Genomic DNA, 26,080 nt, shown 5'->3' on the forward strand with positions numbered 1-26,080 from the left:
GCAAGGTTCAAGCTAAACCGGCAACGTGCTGGCGCCGGTTCTTACCGACCGACGCCGACATAGGTGAAGCCGCGCGCGAGCATGTCCTCGCGCGGATAGACGTTGCGGAGGTCGACGATGATCGGCGCCGTCAGGCACTGCTTGACCCGGTCCATGTCGAGAGCGCGGAAGATGTCCCATTCCGTGACCAGCACCATGGCATCGGCGCCGTCGAGACAGGCATAGGCATCCTCGGCATAGTCGACGTCGTCGATCACGGCGCGGGCGTTCGCCATGCCCTCGGGGTCGTAGACCCGAACGTTGGCGCCGCCGTCCTGCAGGCTGCGAATGATCGAGATTGACGGCGCGTCGCGCATGTCGTCGGTGTTTGGCTTGAAGGTGAGGCCGAGGACGGCGATCTTCTTACCGCGCACGCTGCCGCCGCAGGCTTCGACCACCTTGCGGGCCATCGCCCGCTTGCGCGTGTCGTTGACGGCGGCGACCGTCTCGACGATCCGCATGGGCGAGCCGAAATCCTGAGCCGTCTTGACCAGCGCCAGCGTGTCCTTCGGGAAGCAGGAGCCGCCATAGCCGGGACCGGCATGCAGGAACTTGCCGCCGATGCGCCGGTCGAGGCCGATGCCGCGGGCGACGTCCTGGACGTTGGCGCCGGCTTTTTCGCAGAGGTCGGCCATCTCGTTGATGAAGGTGATCTTGGTGGCGAGGAAGGCGTTGGCGGCGTATTTCGTCAGCTCCGACGTCCGCCGGTCGGTGAACATCACCGGCGCCTGGTTCAGCGACAGCGGCCGGTAGAGCTTCGCCATCACGCCCTGGGCCTTGGGGTCGGTGGTGCCGACGACGATCCGGTCCGGCCGCTTGAAGTCCTCGATCGCCGCGCCCTCGCGCAGGAATTCCGGGTTGGAGACGACGGCGAAGAGGTCGGCCGGCACCGTCTCGCCGATGATCCGCGCCACCTCGTCGCCGGTGCCGACCGGCACCGTCGACTTGATGACGATCACCTTGTAGCTGTCGATCTCAGCGGCGATCTCGGCGGCGGCGGCATAGACGTAGGCGAGGTCGGCGTGGCCGTCGCCGCGCCGCGACGGGGTGCCGACGGCGACGAAGACGATGTCGGCCTCGCGCACGGCGCTGGCGATCTCGGTCGAGAAGGCGAGGCGGCCGGCGCTGGCATTGCGGGTGACGAGGTCGGCGAGGCCCGGCTCGAAGATCGGAATGCGCCCCTCCTTGAGCGCGTCGATCTTGCCGGCATCCTTGTCGACGCAAATGACGCTAAATCCGAAATCGGAGAAGCAGGCCCCGGTCACCAGGCCGACATAGCCGGCCCCGATCATCACGATCTTCATCTTATGCCATTCGTCTGTGTCCCCGCTGGCTGCCGGGACGTTTGGGTAAGGGGGGACTTGTAGGCAAGCGGCAAGGCGCCCGCAACCGCCCGTCCGGCTGTCGAGCCGCGGCCGACACCTCGACATTCGAGCGGACGCCGCCTTGGCCATCCTGCAGCGTGAAGCCGAAGAAACACCGCAGGCTTAACCAGTTTGGCTGATCTCCTGATGTGCTGCTTGTGACGCCTGCATCAGTTCGTTAAATGTTCCTGAAGACAGCCCGCTTTCAACGCTATTTCTCGGTGGCTGCCGGTGGTATTTACATGACCCGCAAAGTTCTTGGTGTCGGCTTATTCTGTGTCCTTCTGCTGGCAGCGATCATTGCCGGCTATTGGGACATGCTCAACACTGAGAAACTGACACTGGTTCGTGACAGGGTCACGAACGCCGTGGGCGAGATCGGCGATGTCGTCCGCAGCGATCCGGCTTCGCCGGAAAAGCCGGAGCCAATGACGGACGTGCCATCCTCGGACACCGCCTCCGCTGACAAGGCGCCGCGGGTGGATGGCGAGGTTTCCCCCGATGCGACGACGCCTGCTGCACCACCTGCAGCAGACCCTGCCGCGGCCCTGCCGTCCGAGGTGACACCGCAGGCCGCGCCCGGCAGCGACACACCGAGCTTCGACGTCGTCCGCGTCGAGCCGGATGGCTCGACCGTCCTCGCCGGCAAGGCGCCCGCTGGGTCGGTCATTTCGCTGCGCGATGGCGCGACCGTCCTCGGTACGGAGGTCGCGGACGCGGCCGGCAGCTTCGTCGTCATTCTGGAAAAGCCGCTCGGCGTCGGCGACCATCAAATTCAGATCGAGGCCAGGACCGCAGACGGCCGGGTGGTGACGTCGGCCGAAACGGCGATCGTCAGCATTCCCGAAAAGGGCCGGGAGAGCGAGCTTCTGGCGATGGTCGAGTCCCCCGACAAGCCGTCGCGGCTGATCAGTCTGCCGTCAGCACCGGGCGCGGCAGCGCCGGCGGGCAATCCCTCGGCGCCGGTCGAAACGCCTGCCCAGGCGGCGGCGCCAGCCACCGCACCTGCTGCCGTGCCCGACGCTTCAGTGCAGACCGCCGGCGCTGCCGCGGCGCCATCGCTGGCAGTGGACGCTGTCGAGATCGATGGCGATGCCGTGTTCGTCGCCGGAAAGTCCGTCGGCAGCGCCTCGGTCCGGGTCTATGTCGACAATAATTTCCTGTCGCAGGCCGACCGGCTGGCGAACGACCGATTCCTGATGACGGCGAAGGCACAGCTTGCCACCGGCGACCATACGGTGCGGGCCGATGCGCTCGACCGCTCCGGGGCGGTGATCGCCCGCGTCGAGGTGCCATTCTTCAAGCCGGATGGCCGGACGATGTCGGCCGTGTCGCCGACAGTGGAGACGGCGGGAACTGCCGCGTCGGCTCCAGCCTCCGCGACGCCAGGCTCGGCGCCGCCGGCCCCGGACAGCGACAAGGCGGGGCGTCTCGGCCGCGCGCCGTCTACCGAGGCCAACAGCAATGCGCCAGCCGGCACGCCGGCCTCTCCATCATCCCCGCAGGCGTCGGCCGCCGGGTCGACGGCAACGGCGTCCGATCAGACGGGCAGGGCGTCGGATGTTCCGGAAGCCGCCGTACCCGGCGCGCCGCTGGACGCTGGCCAGTCCGCGGTGGCCGTCACCCGTCAGCCGGCGCTGGAGGGCGTCAATTCCCGGGTGATCATCCGCCGCGGCGACTCGCTCTGGCGTATCTCGCGCGACACCTATGGCCGCGGCGCGCGCTATACCGTGATCTATCTCGCCAATGGCGACCAGATCCGCGATCCCGACAGCATCTATCCCGGTCAGGTTTTCCGGATGCCGAAGGACGAGACACCGGCGCAATAGCGGTTCTGTCGCAGGTTCTTCGCTTTCCCGATCCGCTATTACCGATTAGAACGCCTCCAATCGCCTGCGCCTTTCGGCGTGGCCGCCGAATGGATCGAGTTTTTCTTGGCAGACGCACCCAACAGGACGGTCGACAGTTCAGCGACCTTCTCGACGCTCCGTAATCTCTGGCCCTACATGTGGCCCGAGGGCAGGCCCGACCTTCGCGCCCGGGTCGTCTGGGCCAGCTTCTACCTCATCATCGCCAAGCTGATGACGGTCGGGGTGCCATACTTCTACAAATGGGCGACCGACGCCCTGAACGGCACCGACAGCGCCGAGGAATGGCTGCCGCTGATCCTGACCGGCGCTGTCACGCTGGTCGTCGCCTACAACGTCGCGCGTATCCTCGTCGTCGCGCTGAACCAGCTGCGCGATGCGCTGTTTGCGCGCGTCGGCCAGCATGCCGTGCGCCAGCTGGCCTTTCGCACCTTCACCCACATGCACCGGCTGTCGCTGCGCTTCCATCTGGAGCGGCGCACGGGCGGCCTGTCGCGGATCATCGAGCGCGGCACCAAGGGCATCGAGACGATCGTCCGCTTCACGATACTCAACACCGTCCCGACGATCTTCGAGTTCGCGCTGACCGCAGCCATCTTCGGCTTCTCCTACGGCGTCTCCTACCTCATCGTCATCGCGGTGACCGTCTGGCTCTATTCCTGGTTCACCATTAAGGCGAGCGACTGGCGGATCACCATCCGCAAGGAGATGAACGACAGCGACAACGAGGCGAACACCAAGGCGATCGATTCGCTTCTGAACTTCGAGACGGTGAAATATTTCGGCAACGAGGGCATGGAGGCCGAGCGCTTCGACCGCTCGATGGCCCGCTACGAGAAGGCGGCGACGGAGACCTGGACCTCGCTCGGCTGGCTGAACTTCGGCCAAGGGGTGATCTTCGCGGTCGGCATGGGCATCGCCATGGTGATGTCGGCGATGGAGGTGCAGGCGGGCACGCAGACGATCGGCGACTTCGTCTTCATCAACGCGCTCCTGATGCAGCTGTCGATCCCGCTGAACTTCATCGGCTTCGTCTACCGCGAGATCCGCCAGGGCCTCACCGACATCGAGCAGATGTTCGGGCTGCTGGACGTCGAGGCCGAGGTGCTCGACGCGCCGGACGCCGTCGCCTTGCAGGTGCCGAGGGGAGCGATCCGCTTCGACGACGTGCATTTCCACTACGAGCCGGCGCGGGCGATCCTCAAGGGCGTTTCCTTCGAGGTGCCGCCCGGCAAGTCGGTGGCGATCGTCGGACCGTCCGGCGCCGGCAAGTCGACGATCTCGCGTCTCCTTTTTCGCTTCTACGACGTCGCCTCGGGCACGATCAGCATCGACGGCCAGGATATCTCCAAGGTGACGCAGGCGAGCCTGCGCGCGGCGATCGGCATCGTCCCGCAGGACACGGTCCTCTTCAACGACACCATCGCCTACAACATCCGCTACGGCCGGATCGAGGCGAGCGATGCGGAGCTGAAGCAGGCGGCGGACCGGGCGCAGATCTCGCACTTCATCGAGATCCTGCCGGAAGGCTTCGAGACGATGGTGGGCGAGCGGGGGCTAAAACTCTCCGGCGGCGAGAAGCAGCGCGTGGCGATCGCGCGCACGCTCCTGAAGGCGCCGCCGATCCTCATCCTCGACGAGGCGACGTCGGCGCTCGATACGCATACCGAGCAGGAGATCCAGTCGGCGCTCGACCTCGTCTCCGCCGAGCGGACGACGCTGACCATCGCTCACCGGCTGTCGACCATCGTCAACGCCGACGAGATCATCGTGCTGCGGGCCGGCGAGATCGTCGAGCGGGGCACGCACCGCGTGCTGCTCGACGCCGACGGCCTCTATGCCGAGATGTGGCGGATGCAGCGCGAGGCGACCGAGGCGGAGGAGACGCTTCGCCGGGCGCGCGCCGCCGACGCGCTGGGCATCATCGACCGCAAGCCACCGATCCGACCGGCCTGACGCGCGCCGGGAGCCTTGTGGCTTCCGGCGGCGTTGCAAAGGCGACCGCAGGCCGGTTTGACCTTGCTCGAACCGCGGGCTAGGCATGGCCCGCTCTTCAAACCAGGTGCCCGACTTCATGGACATGATCGCCTCGATCAGAAACGCTTTCGTCCCGATCCACAAGGCGGGATACCCGTTCATCGCGGCCTTCTTCGTGGCCTCGATGATCCTCGGCTTCCTCTGGATGCCGCTGTTCTGGATCGGCCTCGTGCTGACGCTCTGGTGCGCCTATTTCTTCCGCGATCCGGAGCGCGTGACGCCGCTCGCAGATCACATTGCCGTCAGCCCTGCAGACGGACGCGTGTCGCTGGTCGGCCACATCGTGCCGCCGCCGGAACTCGAGCTCGGCACCGAGCCGATGCTGCGAATCTCGGTCTTCATGAACGTCTTCGACTGTCACGTGAACCGGGCACCGATGCGCGGCCGCATCGCCCGCATCGCCTACCGCGAGGGCGAATTCCGCAATGCCGAACTCGACAAGGCGAGCGACGTCAACGAGCGCAACTCGCTGGTGATCGAGGGGCCGCAAGGCGAGTATGGCGTGGTGCAGATCGCCGGCCTCGTCGCGCGGCGTATCATTTGCTGGAGCGGCACGGGTGACAGGCTGGAGGCCGGCGAGCGCTTCGGTCTGATCCGCTTCGGCTCGCGCCTCGACATCTACCTGCCGGACGGCGCACGGGCCCGGGTTTCCGAGGGGCAGACGGCGATTGCCGGCGAGACGGTGATCGCCGAGTTCGGCGCCGGCCTTCAGACCTATTCGGCGAGGCGCGACTGATGGCGGACACCCCGATCGAGCCCTTCGACCCTGAGACGGGGGAGCCCGACGGGGGCGACGCCCCTGTGGCGCGGCGCGGCATTCCCTTCCGGCATATCGTGCCGAACCTCATCACCATCCTCGCGATCTGCGCGGGAATGACCGGCATGCGCTTGGCGTTCGAGGGGCGCTTCGAGTTTGCCGTCGGCCTGGTGATCGGCGCGGCGTTGCTCGATGGCATCGACGGCCGCATCGCCCGGCTTCTCAAGGGCCAGAGCCGCTTTGGCGCCGAGATGGACTCGCTCGCCGACATCGTCAATTTCGGCGTCGTGCCGGGCATGGTGCTCTACGCCTATACGCTGCGCGATGCCGGCTCGGCCGGCTGGATCGCCGCCCTCCTGTTCTCCGCGACCTGCGCGCTGCGTCTTGCCCGATTCAACACGATGCTCGACGGGCCGAAGCGGCCGGAATGGCAGTCGGCCTTCTTCACCGGCGTGCCGGCGCCCGCAGGTGCCGGTCTTGCGTTGTTTCCGATGTATCTGAGCTTCATGGGCGTCGACCTCAACAGGCCGGTTCTAACGGCAGGTCTCTCGGCGGCCTATCTACTGCTGGTCGGTTTCCTGATGGCGAGCCGTATTCCCACCTGGTCGGGAAAGACCATCGGCGTGTCGCTTCGGCGCGAGATGGTGATCCCGGTCATGCTCGGCCTCGTGCTCTACGTGGTGCTCCTCACCAGCTTCCTGTGGCACACGCTGACCGCGACGGTGATCGCCTATTTCATCGCGATGATCTTCTCCGTGCGCCAGTACCGCCGACTCGCGCGGCAGGACGCCGAAGCCGGTATCGCCGGCGTCTGACGAACCCAAGGACTGCACCATGACCGCCAAGGAATTCAGCGTCGGCTCGATCCGGTTCAGCAATGCGCTCCCCTTCGTGCTGATCTGCGGCCCCTGCCAGATCGAGAGCCGCGAGCACGCGTTCTTCATGGCCGAGAGCCTGTCGAAGATCGCTGGCGATGCCGGCGTGCCCTTCGTCTTCAAGGCGTCCTACGACAAGGCCAACCGCACCTCGCTGAAGGGGACGCGCGGCGTCGGTATCGACGCGGGCCTCCGCATCCTCGCCGATATCCGCGACGCCTTCGGTTGCCCGGTGCTGACCGATATCCACGATATCCCGCAGGCGATCGCCGCGGGCGACGTCGTCGACATCCTACAGATTCCGGCCTTCCTCTCGCGCCAGACGGACCTGCTGATTGCCGCCGCCCATACCGGCAAGGCGATCAATATCAAGAAGGGGCAGTTTCTCGCCCCCTGGGACATGAAGAACGTTGCGGCCAAGGTGTCGGAGTCCGGCAATGAGCGGATCATGCTCTGCGAGCGTGGCGCCTCCTTCGGCTACAACACCCTGGTGACGGATTTCCGCGCTTTGCCGATCATGGCCGAGACCGGCTACCCTGTGGTGTTCGACGCGACGCACTCGGTGCAGCAGCCTGGGGGACAGGGCGGCTCCTCTGGCGGCGACCGGCGTTATGCGCCGGTGCTTGCCAAGGCTGCGGCGGCGGTCGGCATCGCGTCGGTCTTCGTCGAGGCGCACGACAACCCCGACGCGGCGCCGAGCGATGGCCCGAACATGCTGCCGCTGACCTGGATGCCGGGCTTCCTCCAGACGATGAAGCGCATCGACGAGATCACCAAGGACGCGGTGCCGTCGCCGGCCTATCCCTGAGACGCGAAGCCGATCGGCTGACGTGTCATGTGAACATGGCCAGCCGGTCGGCGATCATCCGGGCGATCGGAATGGCCGAGGTAGCGGCAGGTGACGGCGCGTTGCAGATATGTAGCGAGCGCGGGCTCTGCAGCATCAGGAAGTCGTGGATGAGCTCGCCGCTGCGCCGCACGGCTTGAGCGCGGATCCCCGCGGGGTAGGGCGTGAGATCGTCCAGCCGCAGGCTCGGGCAGTATTTCTGGCATTCGGCGAGATAACGGCTGCGCCAGAGTGAATTCCGCGCCTCGGCGATCCCGCTCTTCAGGTTTTTCCCCAAGAGCCGCCAGAAGCCCGGAAACCGCGCCATGGCCGCGACGTCGGAGATGTCGATGGCGCCTTTCGTGTAGCCCTCTCGCGAGAGTCCGAGGACGGCGTTCGGGCCGACGGTCACCCGACCGTCGATCATCCGCGTCAGGTGGATGCCGAGGAAGGGCAGCGCCGGATCGGGGACGGGATAGATCAGGTGCCGGATGATCGCCGACTTTTCCGGCGGCAGCACAAAGTACTCGCCGCGGAACGGGACGATGGCGAAGTCGATCGCAAAGCCCGCCATCGTCGCCAGTCGGTCCGATTGGAGGCCACCGCAGGCGACGAGTTTGTCGGCGAGGATCGCTCCATCAAGCGTTTCGACCTCGATGCCCCCGCCTGTCTCGCGGATACCCTCGACCGAGGTCGACAGGCGGATCTCGCCGCCGCGCTCGCCAACGAGTTCCGCCATCCGCCGGCAGATGGCGGAATAATCGGTGATGCCAGTGGTCGCGACCTTCAGGGCGCCGAGACCCGCGATGTTGGGCTCTGCGGCGCGAAGCTCGGCGGCCGAGAGGCGGGTCACCGCAATGCCGTTCTCCGCTGCCCTCGTCTCCAGCGCGGCCATGCGCTTCACCTCGCCTGGCGTGGTCGCGACCAGTAGCTTGCCGCATCGCTCGAAGCGGATCTCATGTTCGCGGCAGAAGGCCTCGGTGGCGACGGCGCCGGCCCGGCATAGCTCGGCCTTCAGGCTGCCCGGCGCGTAGTAGATGCCGGCATGGATCACGCCACTGTTGTGGCCCGTCTGGTGGCGAGCGACTGCCTCCTCCTTCTCGACCAGCACCAGTGACGCGCCTGGCCGGCGGGAGAGCAGTTCCAGCGCCGTTGCCAAGCCAACGATGCCGCCGCCGATCACGCAGTAATCATATCGCATCAAGCATCCAAGCGGCGAGTGAGCATGTGGTTCGCGGAGTTGCTGGATCTTCACCGATCTGCCGCTCACGCCCATCATGAAGCAAATCTAGGACAGATGCCTACTGAGCATTATTAAAAATACTATTAGATGTTGCCGTATGTTTGGACGGAGCGTCTGTTTTATGTTGTGGTATGGTGAAGCGAAGATGGTTTCTACTCAATGAACTCAACATGTGGTGATCGATAGTCTTCCTCCGACTGTCTGCGCCCGTTCCCCGCGCCCGTCCCCCGGGGCGACCGAAGTGAAAGCGGATTGACCTCATGAGCAGCATTCGAAATGCCGTCGGCGACACCCTGTTCTACAGCGGCGCAACCAAGAGCCATCTGTCGGCCACCCATGCGGGTCCGACGATGCAGGGAACGGCCTTCAACGACACGTTCTGGGGCGACAGTTCAGTTCGCACGCAAATGGTCGGCGGGGCGGGCGACGACATTTATCACCTCTACTCTTCGCTCAACACGGTCTCGGAGGCGGCTGGCGGCGGGATCGACAGTATCGAGACGTGGATGAGCTACACTCTGCCGGCCAATGTCGAGAACCTGACCGTCACCGGCGACGGCCGTTACGCCTTCGGCAATGCGCTCGACAACATCATCCAGGGTGGCGCCGGCAGCCAGACGCTCGACGGAGGCCTCGGCAACGACGTGCTGTCGGGCGGCGCCGGCAGCGACATCTTCCTCATCAACAAAGGGTTCGGCACCGACCTGATCCTCGACTTCTCGTCGGACGACGTGGTGCGGCTGGCCGGCCTCGGCTTCACCTCCTTCGACGCGGTAAAAGCGGCGATAACGGACACCGGCAGCGATCTTCACCTCGCCTTCGGGGACGGCCAGGGCCTTGTTCTCGCCAATACCGACCTCGCCGACCTCAGTGCCAGCCAGTTCGAGCTGGGGATCGACATGTCGAAGCTCAGCCTCAGCTTTTCCGACGATTTCAACCAGCTCTCACTGTGGGACGAGGCGGGCGGGACATGGGAGTCGAACTACTGGTGGGGCGGCGCGAGCGGCAATTCGCTGGAGGGGAACGGCGAACAGCAGTGGTACATCGATACCAATTATGGCCCGACGAAGGGGGTGAACCCGTTCAGCGTCGCCAACGGCGTGCTGACGATCACGGCGGCTCCCGCTTCCGAAGCGACCCAGGCGGCGATAGGGGGATATGAGTTCACGTCGGGAATGCTGACCAGCTACGAGAGCTTCTCGCAGACCTACGGCTATTTCGAAATCCGCGCCGACATGCCGGAGGACAAGGGCATGTGGCCGGCGTTCTGGCTGCTCCCGCAAGACGGCTCCTGGCCACCCGAGCTCGATGTCATCGAGATGTACGGCAAGGACCCGAACTCGCTCTACATGACCGCGCATTCAAATGCCTCGGGCCAGCAGACAAGCGACCTGACGGTCGGCCACGTGATGGATACGTCGGGCTTCCACACCTATGGCGTGTTGTGGGAGGAGGACGAGATCACTTGGTATTTCGACGGCATGACGATCGCCAATACCGAGACCCCCGCCGACATGCACGAGCCCATGTACATGCTGGTCAACCTCGCGGTCGGCGGGCTCGCCGGCGATCCGGCGGCCGACTTCGACGGCGACGCGATCAAGATCGACTACATCAAGGCCTATGCCCTCGAGGACGACGGCCTGACGCTGACATGACGCGCCGGCAGAACCCCGGCGCCGCTCGGGCGGGCGCCGGCGCTCAGACGATGCCGAGCGACAGCATTTCCTGCAAGGTCACGAGGCCGGCGATCTCGCCGTCCTCCCCGATGACGAAGAGCGCGGAGATCTTGTGCGCCTCGCACGTCGCCACGGCGTCGACGGCGAGCCGGTCCGTGCCGATCTGCCGCGGGGCGGCGGTCATGATCTCTGCCGCGGTCTTGTCGAAGACGCTGCGGTCGCTCATCGCCCGGCGGAGGTCACCATCGGTGACGACGCCGACAAGGCGGCCGGATGCGTCGCAGACGGCCGTGGCGCCGCGCCGGCCCTTGCTGATCGCCGCGATGACCTCGGGCACCACGCTGTCGAGGCCGACGCGGGGTACCGTCCTCAGCTCTGGTCGCCGGTCCAGCACCTCGTAGAGGCGCAGCAGCTGCGCGCCAAGCTTGCCGGCCGGATGGTATTTGGCAAAATCGTCCCGCTGGAAATTGCGGGCGCGAATCAAGGCGGCGGCGAGCGCATCGCCGATGACGAGGCTCATCGTCGTCGAGGTCATCGGCGCGAGCGACAGCGGGCAAGCCTCGCGCGCATCGGGCAGCTGCAGGATGCCGTCGGCGAAACGGCCCAGCGCCGATTGCGGCCGAGACGTCATCGCCACCAGCTTCACCCGGAAACGGCGGCAGTATTCGACGATGACCTGAAGCTCGATGCTCTCGCCGGAATTGGAGATGGCGATGACGAGATCATCGGCGCCGACCATGCCGAGATCGCCATGCGCGGCCTCGGCGGCGTGGACGAAGAAGGCGGGTGTGCCGGTGGAGGCAAGGGTCGCCGCGATCTTCTGCCCGACATGCCCGGACTTGCCGATGCCGGTGATGATCACCCGCCCGCGGCAGGCCTGCACCAGGTCGACGACATCCGCGAACTTCTGGTCGATCGAGTCCGACAGCGCCGAAAGCCCGGCGATCTCCGTCGCGATCGTCTCGCGGGCGATTTTCACGAAATCACGGTCGCCGGGAAGCGCCGGCTCGGTCGGGGCGGCCGCTGCCAGCGAGCGGTCGCTCGGCATCGCGATCATGCCGGCGCCGTGTAGGCGAGGAAGCGGTTCTGGCGGACGTCGAAGAGCTGGCCGGTCTGCGTCACCTCCGGCATCGCCAGCGGCAGGATGCGGGCGGCGACGTCGGCGGCCTTGGGCAGCGTATCCGGGTCCTCGCCGGGCATTGCGAGCGCCCGCATGGCGGTGCGGGTCGCGCCGGGATTGACCGAGTTGATGCGGAGGGGAAGGTTCTCGGTCTCGTTCGCCCAGGAACGCACCATCGCCTCCGTCGCCGCCTTGGATGCGGCGTAGAGGCCCCAGAACGCCTTGCAGGAGTGCGCGGCGCCCGACGACATAACGATGGCCCGCCCGGCCTCGGCCTTGCGCAGCAGCGGGTCGACGGAGCGGATCAGCCGCCAGGTCGAGGTGACGTTAAGGGTCATCGTCTTGTCGAAGACCTTCGCCTCGATGTGGCCGATGGGCGCGAGCACACCCAGCACCCCGGCATTGGCGACGAGGACGTCGAGCTTGCCCCAGCGCTGGTGGATCGCGGCGCCCAGGCGGTCGATGCCGCCCATGTCGGTGAGGTCGAGCGGGACAAGGGTTGCCGAGCCGCCGTTACGCCGGATGACGTCGTCGAGTTCCTCCAGCCCGCCGACCGTCCGCGCGACGGCCACGACATGTGCGCCCTCGGCCGCCAGCTGCTTGGCGAGATGGTAGCCGATGCCGCGCGAGGCGCCGGTGACGAGCGCCACCTTGTCCTTAAGCTTTCCGGTCATGGAAATCCTCCCGATACCCGTGGGTCAAACATCACGGCGGCGAGGGAAGCGGCGGAGATCTCGCCCGCAGAGGCCGGAGCTGCTGGATGTGGATCGATCTGCGCCGGGGCTCGCCCCGTCCATGTCCCTCCCATGGGGGAGGCGTGAAGGCGGGTCAAGCCTGCCTCGCAGTGTGTCGGAGCGAGGCCCCGCGTCCCCCGCATCACCGTCCTTGCAGGGAAGCCCGTGCGGGGAAGGCTATCTCAGCCGTTGCCGCCGAGCAGCGACAGCTGGCGCACATTGTCGATGCCGTCGTGATCGGTCAGCGCCGTCGGGTAGTCGCCGGTGAAGCAGGCGTCGCAGAACTGCGGCGCGCGTGCATTTCGGGCGGGCTCGTCCACGGCGCGGTAGAGGCCGTCGATCGACAGGAAGGCGAGCGAGTCGACCTTGATGAAGTCGGCCATCTCCTCGACCGACATGCGCGAGGCCAGGAGCTTCGACTTCTCCGGAGTATCGACGCCGTAGTAGCAGCTGGAGCGCGTCGGCGGGCTGGCGATGCGCATGTGCACCTCGCTGGCGCCGGCATCGCGCACCATCTGCACGATCTTTTGCGAAGTGGTCCCGCGGACGATCGAGTCGTCGACGAGGATGACCCGCTTGCCCTCGATCATCGCCCGGTTGGCGTTGTGCTTCAGCTTCACGCCCATGTGGCGGATGGCGTCCGTCGGCTGGATGAAGGTCCGGCCGACATAGTGGTTGCGGATGATGCCGAGCTCGAACGGGATGCCGGTTTCCTGCGCATAGCCGATCGCCGCCGGCACGCCCGAATCCGGTACCGGCACGATCAGGTCGACCTCGGCATGGCTTTCGCGCGCCAACTCGGCGCCGATGCGCTTGCGGATGTCATAGACGTTGCGGCCCTCGATATTGGAGTCCGGACGCGCGAAGTAGACGTATTCGAAGATGCAGAAGCGCGGGCGGCGGGCCTGGAAGGGGAAGATACTCTCGATCCCGTCCTCGGTGATGATCACCATCTCGCCCGGCGCGATGTCGCGCACGAAGGTCGCGCCGATGATGTCGAGCGCGCAGGTCTCGGAGGCGAGGATCGGCGAGCCTTCGAGGTCGCCCAGCACCAGCGGTCGGATGCCGAGCGCATCCCGGACGCCGATCATCTTCTTCGGCGACAGGCCGACCAGCGAGAAGGCACCCTCCAGCCGCGACAGCGCGTCGATCAGCTTGTCGGTGAACATCCGCGCCGCGCTGGTGGCGACGAGGTGCAGGATGGTCTCGGTGTCCGAGGTCGAGGAGAAGATCGAGCCGCGGCGCTGCAGCTCGCGCTGCACGGTGACGGCATTGGTGATGTTGCCGTTGTGGGCGACGGCAAAGCCGCCTGCGGACAATTCGGCAAAGAACGGCTGCACGTTGCGCAGTCCGCCGCCGCCAGACGTGGAGTAGCGGGTATGGCCGATGGCGCTCTTGCCGGGCAGGCGCTCCATCACCGACTGCTTGGTGAAGGTATCGCCGATGAGGCCCGCATGGCGCTCGATGTGGAAGGTGGTCCCATCATGCGAGACGATGCCCGCCGCTTCCTGGCCGCGGTGCTGCAGGGCATGCAGGCCGAGCGTGACAAAGGGCGCCGCGTCCGGCCGGTTGAAGATGCCGAAGACGCCGCACTCCTCGTGCAGGCTGTCGTCGTCCGGATCGCCGAAAGGGGTCTCGTCCATCAGAATTCACCCTTGATACCGGATCACGCCGGCCTGCCGCTGTCGCGACCGCCCTCTCGGAACCGTCGCGGTCTTCCAAGAATAAAACAGAGCCGCGACCGCTAAACCCTGCCACGCCCGGCGCCAGGACACTGTCCCATGAACGCCATATAGGATGCACGCTGTGCTTTCGCGATGCAAAAACACCATTCACTGCAGAAATGCCAGAAGCCCGGGCTCGAAAAGTCGAACCCGGGCTTCCCTGTCTTCACACGCTTAGTTGGCGGGCGCGGTGTCTGTCTGGCCCGAAGGCTCGGCTCCCTCGATCGCGCCCTCGATGCTGCTCGGCTCGGCAGGTGCCACCTCGCCGGGTGTCGCGTCGCCTGTCGGCGCGACCGGCGGCTCCAGCTTGTCGCGCAGCTCCTGCGGCAGAAGCTCGGCCGGCTTCTCGGGAACGGCGGCGATGAGGCGGGCGCCGAGATCGTCGAGATAAGGCTTCGACTTGGCATTGGTGATCCAGGTCGGCTGCGTGTCGGCCGGGCTCAGCCAGTTGAAGAACAGCATCGCCACGACGACGAGCAGCAGGCCACGCGCCGCCCCGAAGACAAACCCAAGCGCCCGGTCGAGCGCCCCGATCCGGCTGTCGATGATGAAGTCGGCAATGCGCAAGGTGATGAAGGACACTATGATGAGGGTTATCACGAAGATGCCGAGAGCCGCGGCGACCATCGCGATCTTCTCCGACGTCACGTATTCCTGCACGTAGGGCGTCAGCGGCTGGTAGAAGAAGAAGGCCGCGGCCGCGGCCGCAAGCCACGATACGACCGACAAAACCTCGCGCGAAAATCCTCGCACCATGGCGAGCAGCGCCGAGAGGAGCATGATCCCGACCAGGATCGCGTCGAGCATCGTGATAGTCATGGCGATTTAACCCTGTCGTCCCTTCCGGAGGTGCCTCCAGACTTCCATCCTTCGACGGACAATCTTTGGCGCCTTCCGGGTCAATTCGCTGCTATCGCGCATCGCATCCGATTCGGCAAACGCCGCCCCGGTCATCCCTCATCGCTCGCCGCCAGCGCACCCCCGGCAACCCGGGCGACGAGATGCGGCAGGGACTCGATGTCATGTGTCGCCACATCCCGGCCTTTCGGCAGATCGGCGCTAAGGGAAGGCAGGACCGCCTGGCTGAAACCAAGCTTTGCTGCCTCCTTCAGCCGTTGCGCCGAGTGTGCGACCGGCCGCACCGCCCCCGACAGGCTGATCTCGCCGAAATAGACGCAATCCGCCGGCAGGGCAAGTCCGGACAGCGAGGAGACAAGGGCCGCGGCCACCGCGAGGTCGGCCGCCGGCTCGCTGATTCGGAAGCCACCAGCGACGTTGAGATAGACGTCGTGCTGCCCGAGACGAACACCGCAATGCGCCTCGAGCACCGCCAGCACCATCGCGAGCCGCGGCTGGTCCCAGCCGACCACGGCGCGGCGCGGCGTGCCGAGGGCGGAGGGGGCGACCAGCGCCTGGATCTCTACCAGCACCGGGCGCGTGCCCTCGATGCCGGCGAAGACGGCAGCGCCCGGCGCCTTGGCATTGCGCTCGCCGAGGAAAAGCTCGGAGGGGTTATGCACCTCGCGCAGGCCGATGTCCGACATCTCGAAGACGCCGATCTCGTCGGTCGGGCCGAAACGGTTCTTGACGGTCCGCAGGATGCGGAAATGGTGGCCGCCTTCACCCTCGAAGTAGAGCACGGCGTCGACCATGTGCTCGACGACGCGCGGGCCGGCGATCTGGCCGTCCTTGGTGACGTGGCCGACGAGAATGACCGCCGCGCCGCTGGATTTCGCGTATTTCACCAGCGCCTGAACGCCGGTGCGGACCTGCGTCACGGTGCCCGGCGCCGATTCCGCCATGTCGGACCAGAGCGTCTGGATCGAGTCGATGATCACGAGGTCCGGGCGCTTGTCGTCGGCAAGCGTCGCTAGGATGTCCTCGACATTGGTCTCGGCCATCAGCAGCACGTCGGTGTCGGCCGCCTTGAGGCGCTGGGCCCGAAGGCGCACCTGCGCGACTGCCTCCTCGCCCGAGACGTAAACGACGCGGTGTCCGCCGCGGGCAAGGCCTGCCGCCGCCTGCATCAGGAGGGTCGACTTGCCGATGCCGGGATCGCCGCCGATGAGGATCGCCGAGCCGCGCACGATGCCGCCGCCGCAGGCGCGATCGAACTCGTCGATGCCGGTGGAGATGCGCGGTGCTTCCTCCATTTCGCCCGAGAGCGGGAGGAGTGCGGCAACGCGCCCGCGCCGGGCGCCGCCGCGCGCCGGACCGCCGCCGATGCCGCCGGCGACATTCTCCTCGACGATAGTGTTCCACTCGCCGCAGGCCTCGCACTTGCCCTGCCAGCGCGTGGTGACGCTGCCGCAGTTCTGGCAGATGAAGGAGAGTTTCGGCTTGGCCATGCGGACTTCCGGATGAAAAGGAGCACCCGCACTATGCGACGAGAACAAACCGGAAACAAGTTGTTTTGGTCAGGCTTGGAAGGCGGATGCTTCTACTCGAAGCGCTCCGGCAGATAGCTCTCGTCGGCAAGATCGGTGAAGCGGGTGAACTCGGCCTGGAAGGCGAGGGGGACGGTGCCGGTCGGGCCGTGGCGCTGCTTGGCGATGATCACCTCGGCCTTGCCGCTGGCCTCGCGCATCTCGGCCTCCCAGGTCATGTACTCCGGGGTGCCCATCTTCGGCTCCTTGTTCGAAAGGTAGTATTCCTCCCGGTACACGAACATCACGACGTCGGCGTCCTGCTCGATCGAGCCGGATTCGCGGAGATCGGAGAGCTGCGGGTGCTTGTCCTCGCGGTTTTCGACCTGGCGCGAGAGCTGCGACAGGCCGATGATCGGCACGTTCAGCTCCTTGGCCAGCGCCTTCAGGCCGGTGGTGATCTCGGTCATTTCCTGCACGCGGTTCTGCGAGTTCTTCGACGAGCCCTGCATCAGCTGGAGGTAGTCGATCACCATGACGTCGAGGCCGCGCTGGCGCTTCAGCCGCCGCGCCCGGGCTGCCAGCTGGGCGATCGAGATGCCACCGGTCTGGTCGATGTAGAGCGGCAGGCGCTGCATCGTCTCCGAGCAGGCCATCAGCTTGCCGAGCTCGGTTTCGTTGATCATGCCGCGGCGGATCTTCGAGGAGGAGATCTCGGTCTGCTCGGAGATGATACGCGTCGCCAGCTGCTCGGCCGACATTTCCAGCGAGAAGAAGCCGACGACGCCGCCATTCTTGGCAGCGAACGTCCCGTCCGACTGGTCCGCAGGCTCGAAGGCGGCGGCGATGTTGAAGGCGATGTTGGTGGCGAGCGACGTTTTGCCCATGGCCGGGCGACCGGCCAGGACGATCAGATCGGAGCGCTGCAGGCCGCCAAGTCGCCGGTCGAGGGCGATGATGCCGGTGGAGACGCCCGACAGGCCGCCATCGCGATCCTTGGCGGCGGAGGCCATCTCGACGGCGAGCGTGACGGCGTCGGTGAAGGACTGGAAGCCGCCGTCGTAGCGGCCGGTCTCGGCGAGCTCGAACAGCCGGCGCTCGGCGTCCTCGATCTGCGCCTTCGGCTCCATGTCGAGCGGCGCGTCGAAGGCGATGTTGACCATGTCCTCGCCGATTCGGATGAGGTTGCGCCGGAGCGCCAGGTCGTAGATCGCCCGGCCGTAATCGGCGGCGTTGATGATCGTCGTCGCCTCGGCCGCGAGGCGGGCGAGGTACTGGGCGACGGTGATGTCGCCGACCTTGTCGTTCGCCGGCAGGAAGGTCTTGATCGTTACCGGATTGGCGATCTTGCCCATCCGGATCATCTCGGACGTCTTGGTGAAGATCTCGCGGTGCAGCGGCTCGAAGAAATGGTCGGGCTTCAGGAAGTCGTGCACGACGTAATAGGCGTCGTTGTTGACGAGGATGGCGCCGAGCAGGGCCTGTTCGGCCTCGATGTTGTTCGGGGCCTCGCGGTAGAGGGCCGCCTCTTCTTCGTACTTGCGCGCCGCCTCGGCCATGTCCGTCATCCCTCGCCGGTCGGTAGAGAGACGCTTTTACCTAAGGTTGCCCGCCGATGTCACGGCCGAATGCGCCGCGCCCGAACACATCCAAGCTGTGCACAGGCGGGGTGGTGAGGCTGTGGAGAAGCTGTGAAAAGGCTTGACCCCATCCCTGCCGCGAAAGCCGGCATCGCCGACACCCGTGCTGCGGCTGCCGGAACAAAAAAAAGGCCCCGGGCGGATGTCCGGGGCCTTTTCGACTGTTCGGGAAGCGCCGGCTTAGACGGCTTCGTCTTCGGTGGTCTCGTCGGTGTCGGTGGCCTCGGCCTCCTCGTCGAGTTCCTCTTCGTCGAGGCCGTAGATGGCGTCGGCGGTGGTGAGGTTCTCGCCCTTCGACTGGCGCTCGCCTTCTTCATGCGAACGGGCGATGTTGATCTCGACGGCGACTTCGACGTCGGCGTGCAGCTGGATCATCACCTTGTGCAGGCCGATGACCTTGATCGGCGTGTTCAGGAGGATCTGGTTGCGGCCGACGCGGAAGCCGGCTTCCTTCAGCATGTCCGAAACGTCGCGGGCCGAGACCGAGCCGTACATCTGGCCGGTTTCGCCAGCCGAGCGGATGGTCAGGAAGCTTTTGCCCTCGAGCGTGCCGGCGATGTCGCCCGCTTCGCGCTTGCGCTCTTCGTTGCGGGCGATGTGCTCGCTCTTCTGCGACTCGAACTTGGCGCGGTTGGCTTCGTTGGCGCGCAGCGCCTTGCCGGTCGGCAGCAGGAAGTTGCGGGCAAAGCCGTCCTTGACGCGGACGGTGTCGCCCATCTGGCCGAGGCGGGCGATGCGCTCAAGAAGAATAACGTCCATGGAACTGTTCCTTTCGGGTGTTTTGATGGGGTCGGGTGTTTTGTTTGGGCAGGCGATTAGGAAAGGCGCCGCGGGCCGCCAGGCCTGCGTGCCGTTTCGACGAGCCCCAGCACGGTGGCGACCAGCAGGGGAAACGAGAGAAGGATGATCGCCATGTAGGCGGTGAAGAGGATGAAGCCGCGGTTGCGGCTGCCGCGGGTTCGGCGATGGAAGCTGGCGAGACCAACCAGCGTGAACGCGGTGCCGAAGCTTCCGGCGACGACCGCGGCGATGATCGCCACGGGCTCCGGTGCGAAGCACGCGGCCATGGCGAGGGCGAAGATCGGCATCGCCGACCGCGGAAGGCCGGCAGTGCCGGGGATGTCGTCCTTCGGCCGCGGCAGGCGTCCGGAAAGGCGCGTCACGGCGGCCGAGAGATGCAGTCCGGCGACGAGCACGACGACGAGGATCGCGGGCTGGACGAACGGCATCAGCTTGATGACCAACTGCGCGAGGACGAGCACCTGCTGCTGCATCGCCGGATCGTTCGAGGCGTTCATCTGCGCGCCGAGCGCGTCGACGAGCTCTGGCCCGAGCGCCGTCGGGTTGTAGCCGAACAGCCAGCCGATGAAGACACAGGCGACGATCGCCGTCAGCGTCAGCGCGAACAGGATGCGGTCGAGCGGATACCAGTCGAGGCCGGGCCGGTCGTTCGCGGGTGCCGGGTAGGGGCCGGTTGCCGGCGCCTCGTCTGCAGGCCGGGCGAGACCCGCGAGGTGGCCGAGGATCGCGGCGGGCAGTGCCATCGAGCCGAGCAGAATCAGGCCGCTGCCATAGGAGCCGGTGACGGCGGCGATGGCGCCGGCGGCGGTGATCGCAGCGAGGAAGCCGATGCGGCTGCCCCAGCCGAGGCTGGCAATGTAGATCGGAATAGGGGTCGCGAGCGACAGGACGATCGCCGTCGTCGACTGAAGAATCAGTCCGGCGAACAGCAAGGCAGCGGCAAAGCCGGCGGCCAGTCCAATGAGGATCGCGGAGGGTTTCATGTCGTCGCTGTCCTGCTTGTCGCAGTTAGGGGCGGGAAAGCCGCCCCAGCTTGGCTGGTCCTATCCTCACCGGTCGCCGGCGGTGAGAGGGCGGCGCGGGCCTTTCGGTCCGCGCCGCCGATCGTTCAGACGTCGCGCTTAGCGCAGGACGTAAGGCAGCAGGCCGAGGAAGCGGGCGCGCTTGATCGCCTGGGCGAGGGCGCGCTGGTTCTTCTGCGAAACCGCGGTGATGCGGGACGGGACGATCTTGCCGCGCTCGGAAATGTAGCGCTGCAGAAGGCGGACGTCCTTGTAGTCGATCTTCGGGCTATCGCTCGCCGCGAACGGATCGGACTTGCGACGGCGGTGGAAAGGCCGACGGACGGTGCTGGAAGAAGTGTCGCTCATGTCGCGTTACTCCCCTTCGGTTGGGCGTGGGCGGCGCGGACGGTCGTCGTCCTCGCGGCGCGGACGGTCGTCACGGTCACGGCGGGGACGCTCGCCACCCGGGCGGTCGTCGCGGTCGCCGCGGCGCGGACGGTCGTCACGCTTCTGCATCATGACCGACTGTGCCTCGTCATGCGCATCGACCTTGATGGTGATGTAGCGCAGGACGTCTTCGTTGATGCGCATCTGGCGCTCCATTTCCTGCACGGCAGGCGACGGGGCGTCGATGTTCATCAGGGTGTAGTAGGCCTTCCGGTTCTTCTTGACCCGGTAGGTGAGGGTCTTAAGACCCCAGCTCTCGACCTTGCCGACCTTGCCGCCATTGGCTTCGATCACGCCGCGATACTGCTCGACGAGTTGATCGACCTGCTGGCCGCTGATGTCCTGGCGGGCGAGGAATACGTGCTCGTACAGAGCCATCGTTTCGCCTTTCCACTATGAGTTTTCCATGTCCTTGCCCGAGATCAGCGGCTAAGCCTCTGCGACTCTCCTGGAGATCCTGCGGATCGATGGAAAGGCGTGTCTTGCGGGACGGTCGAGAGCGGGGACACGGGAAGCGGACAACCTGTCCTCATGCCGGCAAGCCGGCACCTTCCGTTCAGCCCCCGGCTTGAAACCGGGCATTGACGGTGCGGCTGGTAGCGGAATGCGCCGATAAACGCAACACTCCGCTCATCACCTCCATGGGAAGGCGAGCCGCAACAACGGCAAGAGGCGGGCTTGGCGATGCGATATCCTGAAGAGGACAACCGATCCGAAGCGAGCTGATCCTTCAACCCAAAGGTCTGAGCGATTCCCGCTCGCCTTGACACATCGCGGCGGTTTCGCCTTCAACACCCCCGACAAAACCATAAACCCTTGGGAGCCACCATGACACTTGCACTGATCTTTCCGGGCCAGGGCAGCCAGACCGTCGGCATGGGGCGCGCCGTCTTCGATGCCTTTCCTGAAAGCCGCGCCGTGTTCGAGGAGGTCGACGCGGCGCTGGGGGAAAAGCTGTCGTCGCTGATCTTCGACGGCCCGGAAGCGGAGTTGACGCTGACGGCCAATGCCCAGCCGGCGCTGATGGCGGTATCGCTCGCGGTGCTGCGGGCGATGGAATCGCGCGGCTTCGACCTCAAGGCATCCGCCACTTTCGTCGCCGGCCATTCGCTCGGCGAGTATTCGGCGCTCGCGGCTGCCGGTGCCCTGTCGATCGGCGAGACGGCAAAGCTTCTGCGGATCCGCGGCGAGGCGATGCAGCGAGCGGTGCCGGCGGGCGAGGGCGCGATGGCGGCGATCCTCGGTCTCTATCATGCCGGCGTTGCCGAGGTCTGCGCGGCCGCCACGGCGCCGGGTGAGCCTTGCGAGCTCGCCAACGACAATGGCGGCGGCCAGATCGTCATCTCGGGCGCTGCCGCAGCGGTGACGCGGGCGATGGCGATGGCGCTGGAGAAGGGTGCCAAGCGCGCCATTCCGCTGCCGGTGTCCGCTCCCTTCCACTGCAGCCTGATGCAGCCGGCGGCCGAGCGCATGCGCGAAGCGCTCGACGCGGCCGACATGCGCCGCCCGGTCGTGCCTCTCGTCGCCAACGTTCTGGCGGCACCGATCGAAGAGCCATCCGAGATCAAGCAGCTTCTCGTCCAGCAGGTGACCGGCCAGGTGCGCTGGCGCGAGAGCGTCGAGTTCATGGTCGGTGCCGGGATCGACAGCTTCCTTGAAGTCGGCAGCGGCAAGGTGCTGGCCGGTCTCGTCAAGCGCATCGACAAGACGGCGAAGACGCAGAGCATCGGCACGCCCGCCGACATCGACGCGCTGCAGGCCTGATCATCCCTATCGATCGCCGCGCCATAGGGCCGGCCACGCAAACTGAGGTAGAGACCATGTTCGATCTGACCGGCCGCAAGGCCCTCGTCACCGGTGCCAGCGGCGGCATCGGCGAAGCCATCGCCCGGGTGCTGCACGGCGCCGGCGCCGTCGTCGGCCTGCACGGCACCCGCCGGGAGAAGCTCGACGAAGTCGCCGCCTCGCTCGGCGACCGCGTCCACGTCTTTCCCGCCGACCTCGGCGACCGCGATGCCCAGAAGGCGCTGGCCGAGACGGTGGACGCCGCCATGGAAGGCGTCGACATCCTCGTCAACAATGCCGGCATCACCAAGGACGGACTGTTCGTGCGCATGTCCGACGAGGACTGGGACCGGGTGATCGAGGTCGACCTTACCGCCGCCTTCCGCCTGACCCGCGGCCTGACGCACCAGATGATGCGCCGCCGGTTCGGCCGGATCGTCAACATCACCTCCATCGTCGGCGTCACCGGCAATCCCGGCCAGGCCAACTACTGCGCGGCGAAGGCCGGCATGATCGGCTTCTCGAAGTCGCTGGCGCAGGAAATCGCCTCGCGCAACGTGACCGTCAACTGCATCGCGCCGGGCTTCATCCAGAGCGCCATGACCGACAAGCTGAACGAGAAGCAGAAGGAGGGCATCCTCGGCGCCATCCCGATGAAGCGCATCGGCAATGCCGACGAGATCGCCGCGGCGGCGCTTTTTCTTGCCTCGAACGAAGCCAGCTACGTCACCGGGCAGACGATCCACGTCAACGGCGGCATGGCGATGATCTGAGTCATAAAGCCGGGCATTGCCGCCGGCGCAGGGGTTCTGCGGCTTGGCCCTTGGCAATCTCCGTGCTAAGCGCACCCGACCGCACCAGTCGAGTCCGTCGAAGGCCCGGCAGACACAAGAAGTATGATGGTGCAAAAGCTTGATTCACCGGCCTTGCGCGTCTAACGAAAACGACGAAGCAAATATCAACAGAGGAATAAATATGAGCGATACCGCTGAACGGGTGAAGAAGATCGTCGTCGAACATCTCGGCGTCGAGGCTGAAAAGGTCACCGACAATGCGAGCTTCATCGACGATCTCGGCGCGGACAGCCTCGACACCGTCGAACTCGTGATGGCTTTCGAGGAAGAATTCGGCGTCGAGATCCCGGACGATGCGGCCGAGACGATCCTGACCGTCGGCGACGCGGTCAAGTTCATCGAGAAGAATCAGTCCTGATCCCGGCGGCGGATCTCCGCCCCGGAAAATGAGTGTTGTATGAGACGAGTGGTCATCACTGGCGTCGGAATGATCAGTCCCCTCGGGACCGGCGCTGGCGTAACCTGGAAGCGTTTGCTGAACGGCGATAGCGCCGCTCGGCCGGTCGACAGTTTCGAGACATCGGATCTGCCGTGCCGAATCGCGTGTCAAATCCCCCGCGGGGATGGGACGGACGGAAGCTTCGATCCCGATCAGTGGATGGAGCCGAAGGAACAGCGCAAGGTCGACGACTTCATCATCTATGCGGTGGCCGCTGCAGCAGAAGCACTCGACGATGCCAACTGGCATCCCGAATCCTACGAAGATCAGATCGCCTCCGGCGTTCTGATCGGCTCGGGCATCGGGGGCCTGCAGGCGATCGAGCGGATGTCGCTGACCCTCGATGAGAAGGGCCCGCGCCGCGTCAGCCCGTTTTTCATTCCGGGCAGCTTGATCAACCTTGCCTCCGGCCAGGTGTCGATCCGCAACGGGCTGAAAGGTCCGAACTCGTCGATCGTCACCGCCTGCTCGACGGGTGCGCATGCCATCGGCGATGCTGGACGGCTGATCGCGCTCGGCGATGCCGACGTGATGGTGGCCGGCGGCACCGAATCGCCGGTCTCGCGGCTGTCGCTGGCAGGCTTTGCCGCCTGCAAGGCGCTGTCGACGAACTTCAACGATGACCCGACCCGGGCTTCGCGCCCTTACGACCGCGACCGCGACGGCTTCGTCATGGGCGAGGGCGCCGGCATCGTGGTGCTCGAAGAACTCGAGCATGCGAAAGCCCGCGGCGCGAAGATCTATGCCGAGCTCGTCGGCTACGGCATGTCGGGCGACGCCTACCATATCACCGCACCCGCGCCGGACGGCGACGGTGCCTACCGCTGCATGGCCTCCGCCATGAAGCGCGCGGGGATCCAGGCCTCCGATATCGACTACATCAACGCGCACGGCACATCGACGCCGATGGGCGACGAGATCGAGCTGCGCGCCATCGAGCGTCTCCTAGGGGATGCCGCCGAGGGCGTCCTGATGTCGTCCACCAAATCGGCGATCGGGCATCTGCTCGGGGCGGCCGGTTCGGTCGAGGCGATCTTCTGCGTGCTGGCCATCCGCGACAATGTCGCGCCGCCGACGCTCAACCTCGAGAACCCGTCGGTCGAGACGAAAATCGATCTCGTTCCGCTGGTGAAGCGCGAGAAGCAGATCGACGTTGCGCTGTCGAATTCCTTCGGTTTCGGCGGCACGAACGCCTCGCTGGTGTTCCGCCGCCTGGTCGACTGACCACCCGTCTTTCGCCACATTCGGGTGGTGCTACCATCGTTTGTCGACCGATCCTCGAAGGGTGATTTCATGACCGACGACCTGCGCGGCGGCGACGACCGGAAGATCGTTCCAAGGTCGGCGACCGAAGCTCTGCGACCCAAGGCTGCCCCGACGCCGCCGCGGCGCTCGCGCGGTGCCCGCAACCAGGTCGTCGTCTTCTTCAACCTCGTTTTCTCCGCAGCGCTGTTCGTCGCCGTGATCGCCGTCGGCATCGTCGCCTGGGGTAAGTCGGAGTTCGATGGCGCCGGCCCGCTGACGGCGCAGGCGACCTACGTCGTGCCCAGAAATTCCAGCCTCGAGAGCATCGCCAACGGCCTTGAGCGGGGCGGCATCATCACCAACGCGTCGATCTTCGAGTACGGCGTGCGCCTGTCCGGCGTCGCGGGCGAACTGAAGGCCGGCGAATACGGCTTCTCACCGGCCGCCAGCATGCGCGAGATCATGGATAAGATCCGCAGTGGCGAGTCGGTGCTGCACTCCGTGACCATTCCAGAAGGCTGGACCGTCAAGCAGATCTTCGACCGGGTGGCGCAGGAAGACGTGCTGACCGGCAACATGCCGCCCATGCCAGCCGAGGGCTCGCTGCGTCCCGACACCTACCGCGTCCAGCGGGGAATGACCCGGACCGAAGTCATCAACAAGATGCAGACCGCACAGGCCGCCTTGGTCCAGGAAGTCTGGGACCGCCGCGACAAGGATGTCACCGAGGTCAAGGACATCAAGGAGTTCGTGACGCTCGCCTCGATCGTCGAGAAGGAGACCGGCCGCGCCGATGAGCGCTCGCGCGTCGCCTCCGTGTTCCTCAACCGGCTTCGTCAGGGCATGCGCTTGCAGTCCGACCCGACAATCATTTATGGCATCTGGGGCGGTTCCGGAAAGCCGGCGAACGAGCCGATCCGCCAGTCGCACATCAAGAGCGACACGCCCTACAACACCTATGTGATCAAGGGCCTGCCGCCGGGCCCGATCGCCAACCCCGGCAGGGCGGCGCTGGAAGCTGTAGCCAATCCCTCGTCGACCAAGGACGTCTACTTCGTCGCCGACGGCAATGGCGGTCACGTGTTCGCGTCGTCGCTCGAGGAGCACAATGCCAATGTCCGGCGGTACCGCGAGATCGAGCGGGCGCAGAACGCCGCCGCCGCCGCGGGTGACGCTAATCCCGCCGACCCGATCGTCGCGCAATAGGATACTGCGGTGCCGGTGCGGATCTCA

General features: G+C 66.0%; 23 protein-coding genes. 11 read left to right on the forward strand and 12 right to left on the reverse strand.

All coding sequences use genetic code 11. The annotated features are described in order from the left end of the window. Positions 1-41: 41 nt before the first annotated feature. Positions 42-1,343: a UDP-glucose dehydrogenase family protein gene (locus tag ACZL02_RS04155; RefSeq protein WP_472938904.1), complete on the reverse strand. Its 1,302-nt coding sequence runs from the start codon at positions 1,341-1,343 to the stop codon at positions 42-44. Positions 1,344-1,720: 377 nt separating this feature from the next. On the opposite strand from ACZL02_RS04155, the gene ACZL02_RS04160 reads away from it, so the two are divergent. The 5 genes from ACZL02_RS04160 to kdsA all read left to right on the forward strand — a co-directional run bounded on the left by ACZL02_RS04160 (position 1,721) and on the right by kdsA (position 7,748). Continuing rightward, the gene (locus tag ACZL02_RS04160) at positions 1,721-3,232 is read left to right on the forward strand and encodes a LysM peptidoglycan-binding domain-containing protein (protein WP_472938905.1); all 1,512 of its coding nucleotides are present in this window, start codon (positions 1,721-1,723) and stop codon (positions 3,230-3,232) included. 105 nt (positions 3,233-3,337) lie between these two features. After that, the gene (locus ACZL02_RS04165) at positions 3,338-5,227 is read left to right on the forward strand and encodes an ABCB family ABC transporter ATP-binding protein/permease (protein WP_472938906.1); all 1,890 of its coding nucleotides are present in this window, start codon (positions 3,338-3,340) and stop codon (positions 5,225-5,227) included. 118 nt (positions 5,228-5,345) lie between these two features. Next, positions 5,346-6,044, forward strand: coding sequence for a phosphatidylserine decarboxylase (locus ACZL02_RS04170; RefSeq protein WP_472939110.1), 699 nt, complete (start codon positions 5,346-5,348; stop codon positions 6,042-6,044). Continuing rightward, complete coding sequence (locus ACZL02_RS04175; RefSeq protein ID WP_472938907.1) at positions 6,044-6,880, forward strand: CDP-alcohol phosphatidyltransferase family protein; 837 nt, start codon at positions 6,044-6,046, stop codon at positions 6,878-6,880. Before ACZL02_RS04170 ends, ACZL02_RS04175 begins: the two co-directional genes overlap by 1 nt. A 19-nt stretch (positions 6,881-6,899) precedes the next feature. Then, positions 6,900-7,748: a 3-deoxy-8-phosphooctulonate synthase gene (gene kdsA / locus ACZL02_RS04180; protein WP_472938908.1), complete on the forward strand. Its 849-nt coding sequence runs from the start codon at positions 6,900-6,902 to the stop codon at positions 7,746-7,748. A 25-nt stretch (positions 7,749-7,773) separates the two neighbouring features. On the opposite strand, the gene lhgD is transcribed toward kdsA, so the two are convergent. After that, a complete protein-coding gene (gene lhgD, locus ACZL02_RS04185) occupies positions 7,774-8,967 on the reverse strand; it encodes an L-2-hydroxyglutarate dehydrogenase (protein WP_472938909.1) in 1,194 nt (397 codons plus the stop codon). 302 nt (positions 8,968-9,269) lie between these two features. On the opposite strand from lhgD, the gene eglC reads away from it, so the two are divergent. After that, entirely contained in the window at positions 9,270-10,667 is a 1,398-nt protein-coding gene (eglC, locus tag ACZL02_RS04190; protein ID WP_472938910.1) for an endo-1,3-1,4-beta-glycanase EglC, read from the forward strand. Positions 10,668-10,710: 43 nt separating this feature from the next. Here the strand turns inward: eglC and ACZL02_RS04195 are convergent, their stop codons facing one another. The 10 genes from ACZL02_RS04195 to rpsF all read right to left on the reverse strand — a co-directional run bounded on the left by ACZL02_RS04195 (position 10,711) and on the right by rpsF (position 20,902). After that, positions 10,711-11,745 (reverse strand): KpsF/GutQ family sugar-phosphate isomerase, encoded by a 1,035-nt coding sequence (locus ACZL02_RS04195; protein WP_472938911.1) that lies wholly within the window; start codon positions 11,743-11,745, stop codon positions 10,711-10,713. Beyond that, entirely contained in the window at positions 11,742-12,482 is a 741-nt protein-coding gene (locus ACZL02_RS04200) for an SDR family NAD(P)-dependent oxidoreductase (protein ID WP_472938912.1), read from the reverse strand. The genes ACZL02_RS04195 and ACZL02_RS04200 overlap by 4 nt, the downstream gene beginning before the upstream one ends. A gap of 242 nt (positions 12,483-12,724) precedes the next feature. Beyond that, positions 12,725-14,185 carry an amidophosphoribosyltransferase gene (gene purF / locus ACZL02_RS04205; protein ID WP_472931601.1) on the reverse strand — a complete coding sequence of 487 codons (1,461 nt, stop codon included), beginning with the start codon at positions 14,183-14,185 and terminating at the stop codon, positions 12,725-12,727. A gap of 255 nt (positions 14,186-14,440) precedes the next feature. Beyond that, a complete protein-coding gene (locus ACZL02_RS04210) occupies positions 14,441-15,085 on the reverse strand; it encodes a CvpA family protein (protein WP_472938913.1) in 645 nt (214 codons plus the stop codon). A gap of 131 nt (positions 15,086-15,216) precedes the next feature. Beyond that, positions 15,217-16,614 (reverse strand): DNA repair protein RadA, encoded by a 1,398-nt coding sequence (gene radA / locus ACZL02_RS04215; protein WP_472938914.1) that lies wholly within the window; start codon positions 16,612-16,614, stop codon positions 15,217-15,219. A gap of 92 nt (positions 16,615-16,706) precedes the next feature. After that, positions 16,707-18,191, reverse strand: a complete 1,485-nt coding sequence (locus ACZL02_RS04220; protein ID WP_472931604.1) for a replicative DNA helicase — start codon at positions 18,189-18,191, stop codon at positions 16,707-16,709. A 261-nt stretch (positions 18,192-18,452) separates the two neighbouring features. Beyond that, positions 18,453-19,031, reverse strand: coding sequence for a 50S ribosomal protein L9 (gene rplI, locus ACZL02_RS04225; protein WP_472938915.1), 579 nt, complete (start codon positions 19,029-19,031; stop codon positions 18,453-18,455). A gap of 56 nt (positions 19,032-19,087) precedes the next feature. Then, a complete protein-coding gene (locus ACZL02_RS04230; protein ID WP_472938917.1) occupies positions 19,088-20,056 on the reverse strand; it encodes a hypothetical protein in 969 nt (322 codons plus the stop codon). 138 nt (positions 20,057-20,194) lie between these two features. Next, on the reverse strand, positions 20,195-20,443 hold the full coding sequence (rpsR, locus tag ACZL02_RS04235; RefSeq protein ID WP_472931607.1) for a 30S ribosomal protein S18: 249 nt from the start codon (positions 20,441-20,443) through the stop codon (positions 20,195-20,197). A gap of 6 nt (positions 20,444-20,449) precedes the next feature. Further along, positions 20,450-20,902, reverse strand: a complete 453-nt coding sequence (gene rpsF / locus ACZL02_RS04240; RefSeq protein WP_472931942.1) for a 30S ribosomal protein S6 — start codon at positions 20,900-20,902, stop codon at positions 20,450-20,452. A 450-nt stretch (positions 20,903-21,352) separates the two neighbouring features. On the opposite strand from rpsF, the gene fabD reads away from it, so the two are divergent. From fabD to mltG, 5 genes are all read left to right on the forward strand, one after another. Next, complete coding sequence (gene fabD, locus ACZL02_RS04245; protein WP_472938918.1) at positions 21,353-22,288, forward strand: ACP S-malonyltransferase; 936 nt, start codon at positions 21,353-21,355, stop codon at positions 22,286-22,288. A 56-nt stretch (positions 22,289-22,344) separates the two neighbouring features. Further along, positions 22,345-23,082, forward strand: coding sequence for a 3-oxoacyl-[acyl-carrier-protein] reductase (fabG, locus tag ACZL02_RS04250; protein ID WP_472938919.1), 738 nt, complete (start codon positions 22,345-22,347; stop codon positions 23,080-23,082). A gap of 202 nt (positions 23,083-23,284) precedes the next feature. Next, the gene (locus ACZL02_RS04255) at positions 23,285-23,521 is read left to right on the forward strand and encodes an acyl carrier protein (RefSeq protein ID WP_472931610.1); all 237 of its coding nucleotides are present in this window, start codon (positions 23,285-23,287) and stop codon (positions 23,519-23,521) included. A 39-nt stretch (positions 23,522-23,560) separates the two neighbouring features. Further along, positions 23,561-24,826 (forward strand): beta-ketoacyl-ACP synthase II, encoded by a 1,266-nt coding sequence (gene fabF, locus ACZL02_RS04260; RefSeq protein WP_472938920.1) that lies wholly within the window; start codon positions 23,561-23,563, stop codon positions 24,824-24,826. Between the two features lie 69 nt (positions 24,827-24,895). Continuing rightward, positions 24,896-26,053, forward strand: coding sequence for an endolytic transglycosylase MltG (mltG, locus tag ACZL02_RS04265; RefSeq protein ID WP_472938921.1), 1,158 nt, complete (start codon positions 24,896-24,898; stop codon positions 26,051-26,053). Positions 26,054-26,080 lie beyond the last annotated feature (27 nt).

The sequence above is a fragment of the Mesocryomonas fontinalis genome, from assembly GCF_055730125.2.

Excerpts from the sequence above, each read along its gene's own strand:
- ACZL02_RS04255 (WP_472931610.1), top strand. The coding sequence starts at position 23,285 with ATGAGCGATACCGCTGAACGGGTGAAGAAGATCGTCGTCGAACATCTC.
- rplI (WP_472938915.1), bottom strand. The coding sequence starts at position 19,031 with ATGGACGTTATTCTTCTTGAGCGCATCGCCCGCCTCGGCCAGATGGGC.
- ACZL02_RS04195 (WP_472938911.1), bottom strand. The coding sequence starts at position 11,745 with ATGATCGCGATGCCGAGCGACCGCTCGCTGGCAGCGGCCGCCCCGACC.
- fabD (WP_472938918.1), top strand. The coding sequence starts at position 21,353 with ATGACACTTGCACTGATCTTTCCGGGCCAGGGCAGCCAGACCGTCGGC.
- ACZL02_RS04230 (WP_472938917.1), bottom strand. The coding sequence starts at position 20,056 with ATGAAACCCTCCGCGATCCTCATTGGACTGGCCGCCGGCTTTGCCGCT.
- ACZL02_RS04220 (WP_472931604.1), bottom strand. The coding sequence starts at position 18,191 with ATGGCCGAGGCGGCGCGCAAGTACGAAGAAGAGGCGGCCCTCTACCGC.
- kdsA (WP_472938908.1), top strand. The coding sequence starts at position 6,900 with ATGACCGCCAAGGAATTCAGCGTCGGCTCGATCCGGTTCAGCAATGCG.
- rpsF (WP_472931942.1), bottom strand. The coding sequence starts at position 20,902 with ATGGCTCTGTACGAGCACGTATTCCTCGCCCGCCAGGACATCAGCGGC.
- radA (WP_472938914.1), bottom strand. The coding sequence starts at position 16,614 with ATGGCCAAGCCGAAACTCTCCTTCATCTGCCAGAACTGCGGCAGCGTC.
- ACZL02_RS04160 (WP_472938905.1), top strand. The coding sequence starts at position 1,721 with ATGCTCAACACTGAGAAACTGACACTGGTTCGTGACAGGGTCACGAAC.
- ACZL02_RS04200 (WP_472938912.1), bottom strand. The coding sequence starts at position 12,482 with ATGACCGGAAAGCTTAAGGACAAGGTGGCGCTCGTCACCGGCGCCTCG.
- fabG (WP_472938919.1), top strand. The coding sequence starts at position 22,345 with ATGTTCGATCTGACCGGCCGCAAGGCCCTCGTCACCGGTGCCAGCGGC.
- eglC (WP_472938910.1), top strand. The coding sequence starts at position 9,270 with ATGAGCAGCATTCGAAATGCCGTCGGCGACACCCTGTTCTACAGCGGC.
- ACZL02_RS04175 (WP_472938907.1), top strand. The coding sequence starts at position 6,044 with ATGGCGGACACCCCGATCGAGCCCTTCGACCCTGAGACGGGGGAGCCC.
- rpsR (WP_472931607.1), bottom strand. The coding sequence starts at position 20,443 with ATGAGCGACACTTCTTCCAGCACCGTCCGTCGGCCTTTCCACCGCCGT.
- mltG (WP_472938921.1), top strand. The coding sequence starts at position 24,896 with ATGACCGACGACCTGCGCGGCGGCGACGACCGGAAGATCGTTCCAAGG.
- ACZL02_RS04210 (WP_472938913.1), bottom strand. The coding sequence starts at position 15,085 with ATGACTATCACGATGCTCGACGCGATCCTGGTCGGGATCATGCTCCTC.
- purF (WP_472931601.1), bottom strand. The coding sequence starts at position 14,185 with ATGGACGAGACCCCTTTCGGCGATCCGGACGACGACAGCCTGCACGAG.
- ACZL02_RS04155 (WP_472938904.1), bottom strand. The coding sequence starts at position 1,343 with ATGAAGATCGTGATGATCGGGGCCGGCTATGTCGGCCTGGTGACCGGG.
- ACZL02_RS04170 (WP_472939110.1), top strand. The coding sequence starts at position 5,346 with ATGGACATGATCGCCTCGATCAGAAACGCTTTCGTCCCGATCCACAAG.
- lhgD (WP_472938909.1), bottom strand. The coding sequence starts at position 8,967 with ATGCGATATGATTACTGCGTGATCGGCGGCGGCATCGTTGGCTTGGCA.
- fabF (WP_472938920.1), top strand. The coding sequence starts at position 23,561 with ATGAGACGAGTGGTCATCACTGGCGTCGGAATGATCAGTCCCCTCGGG.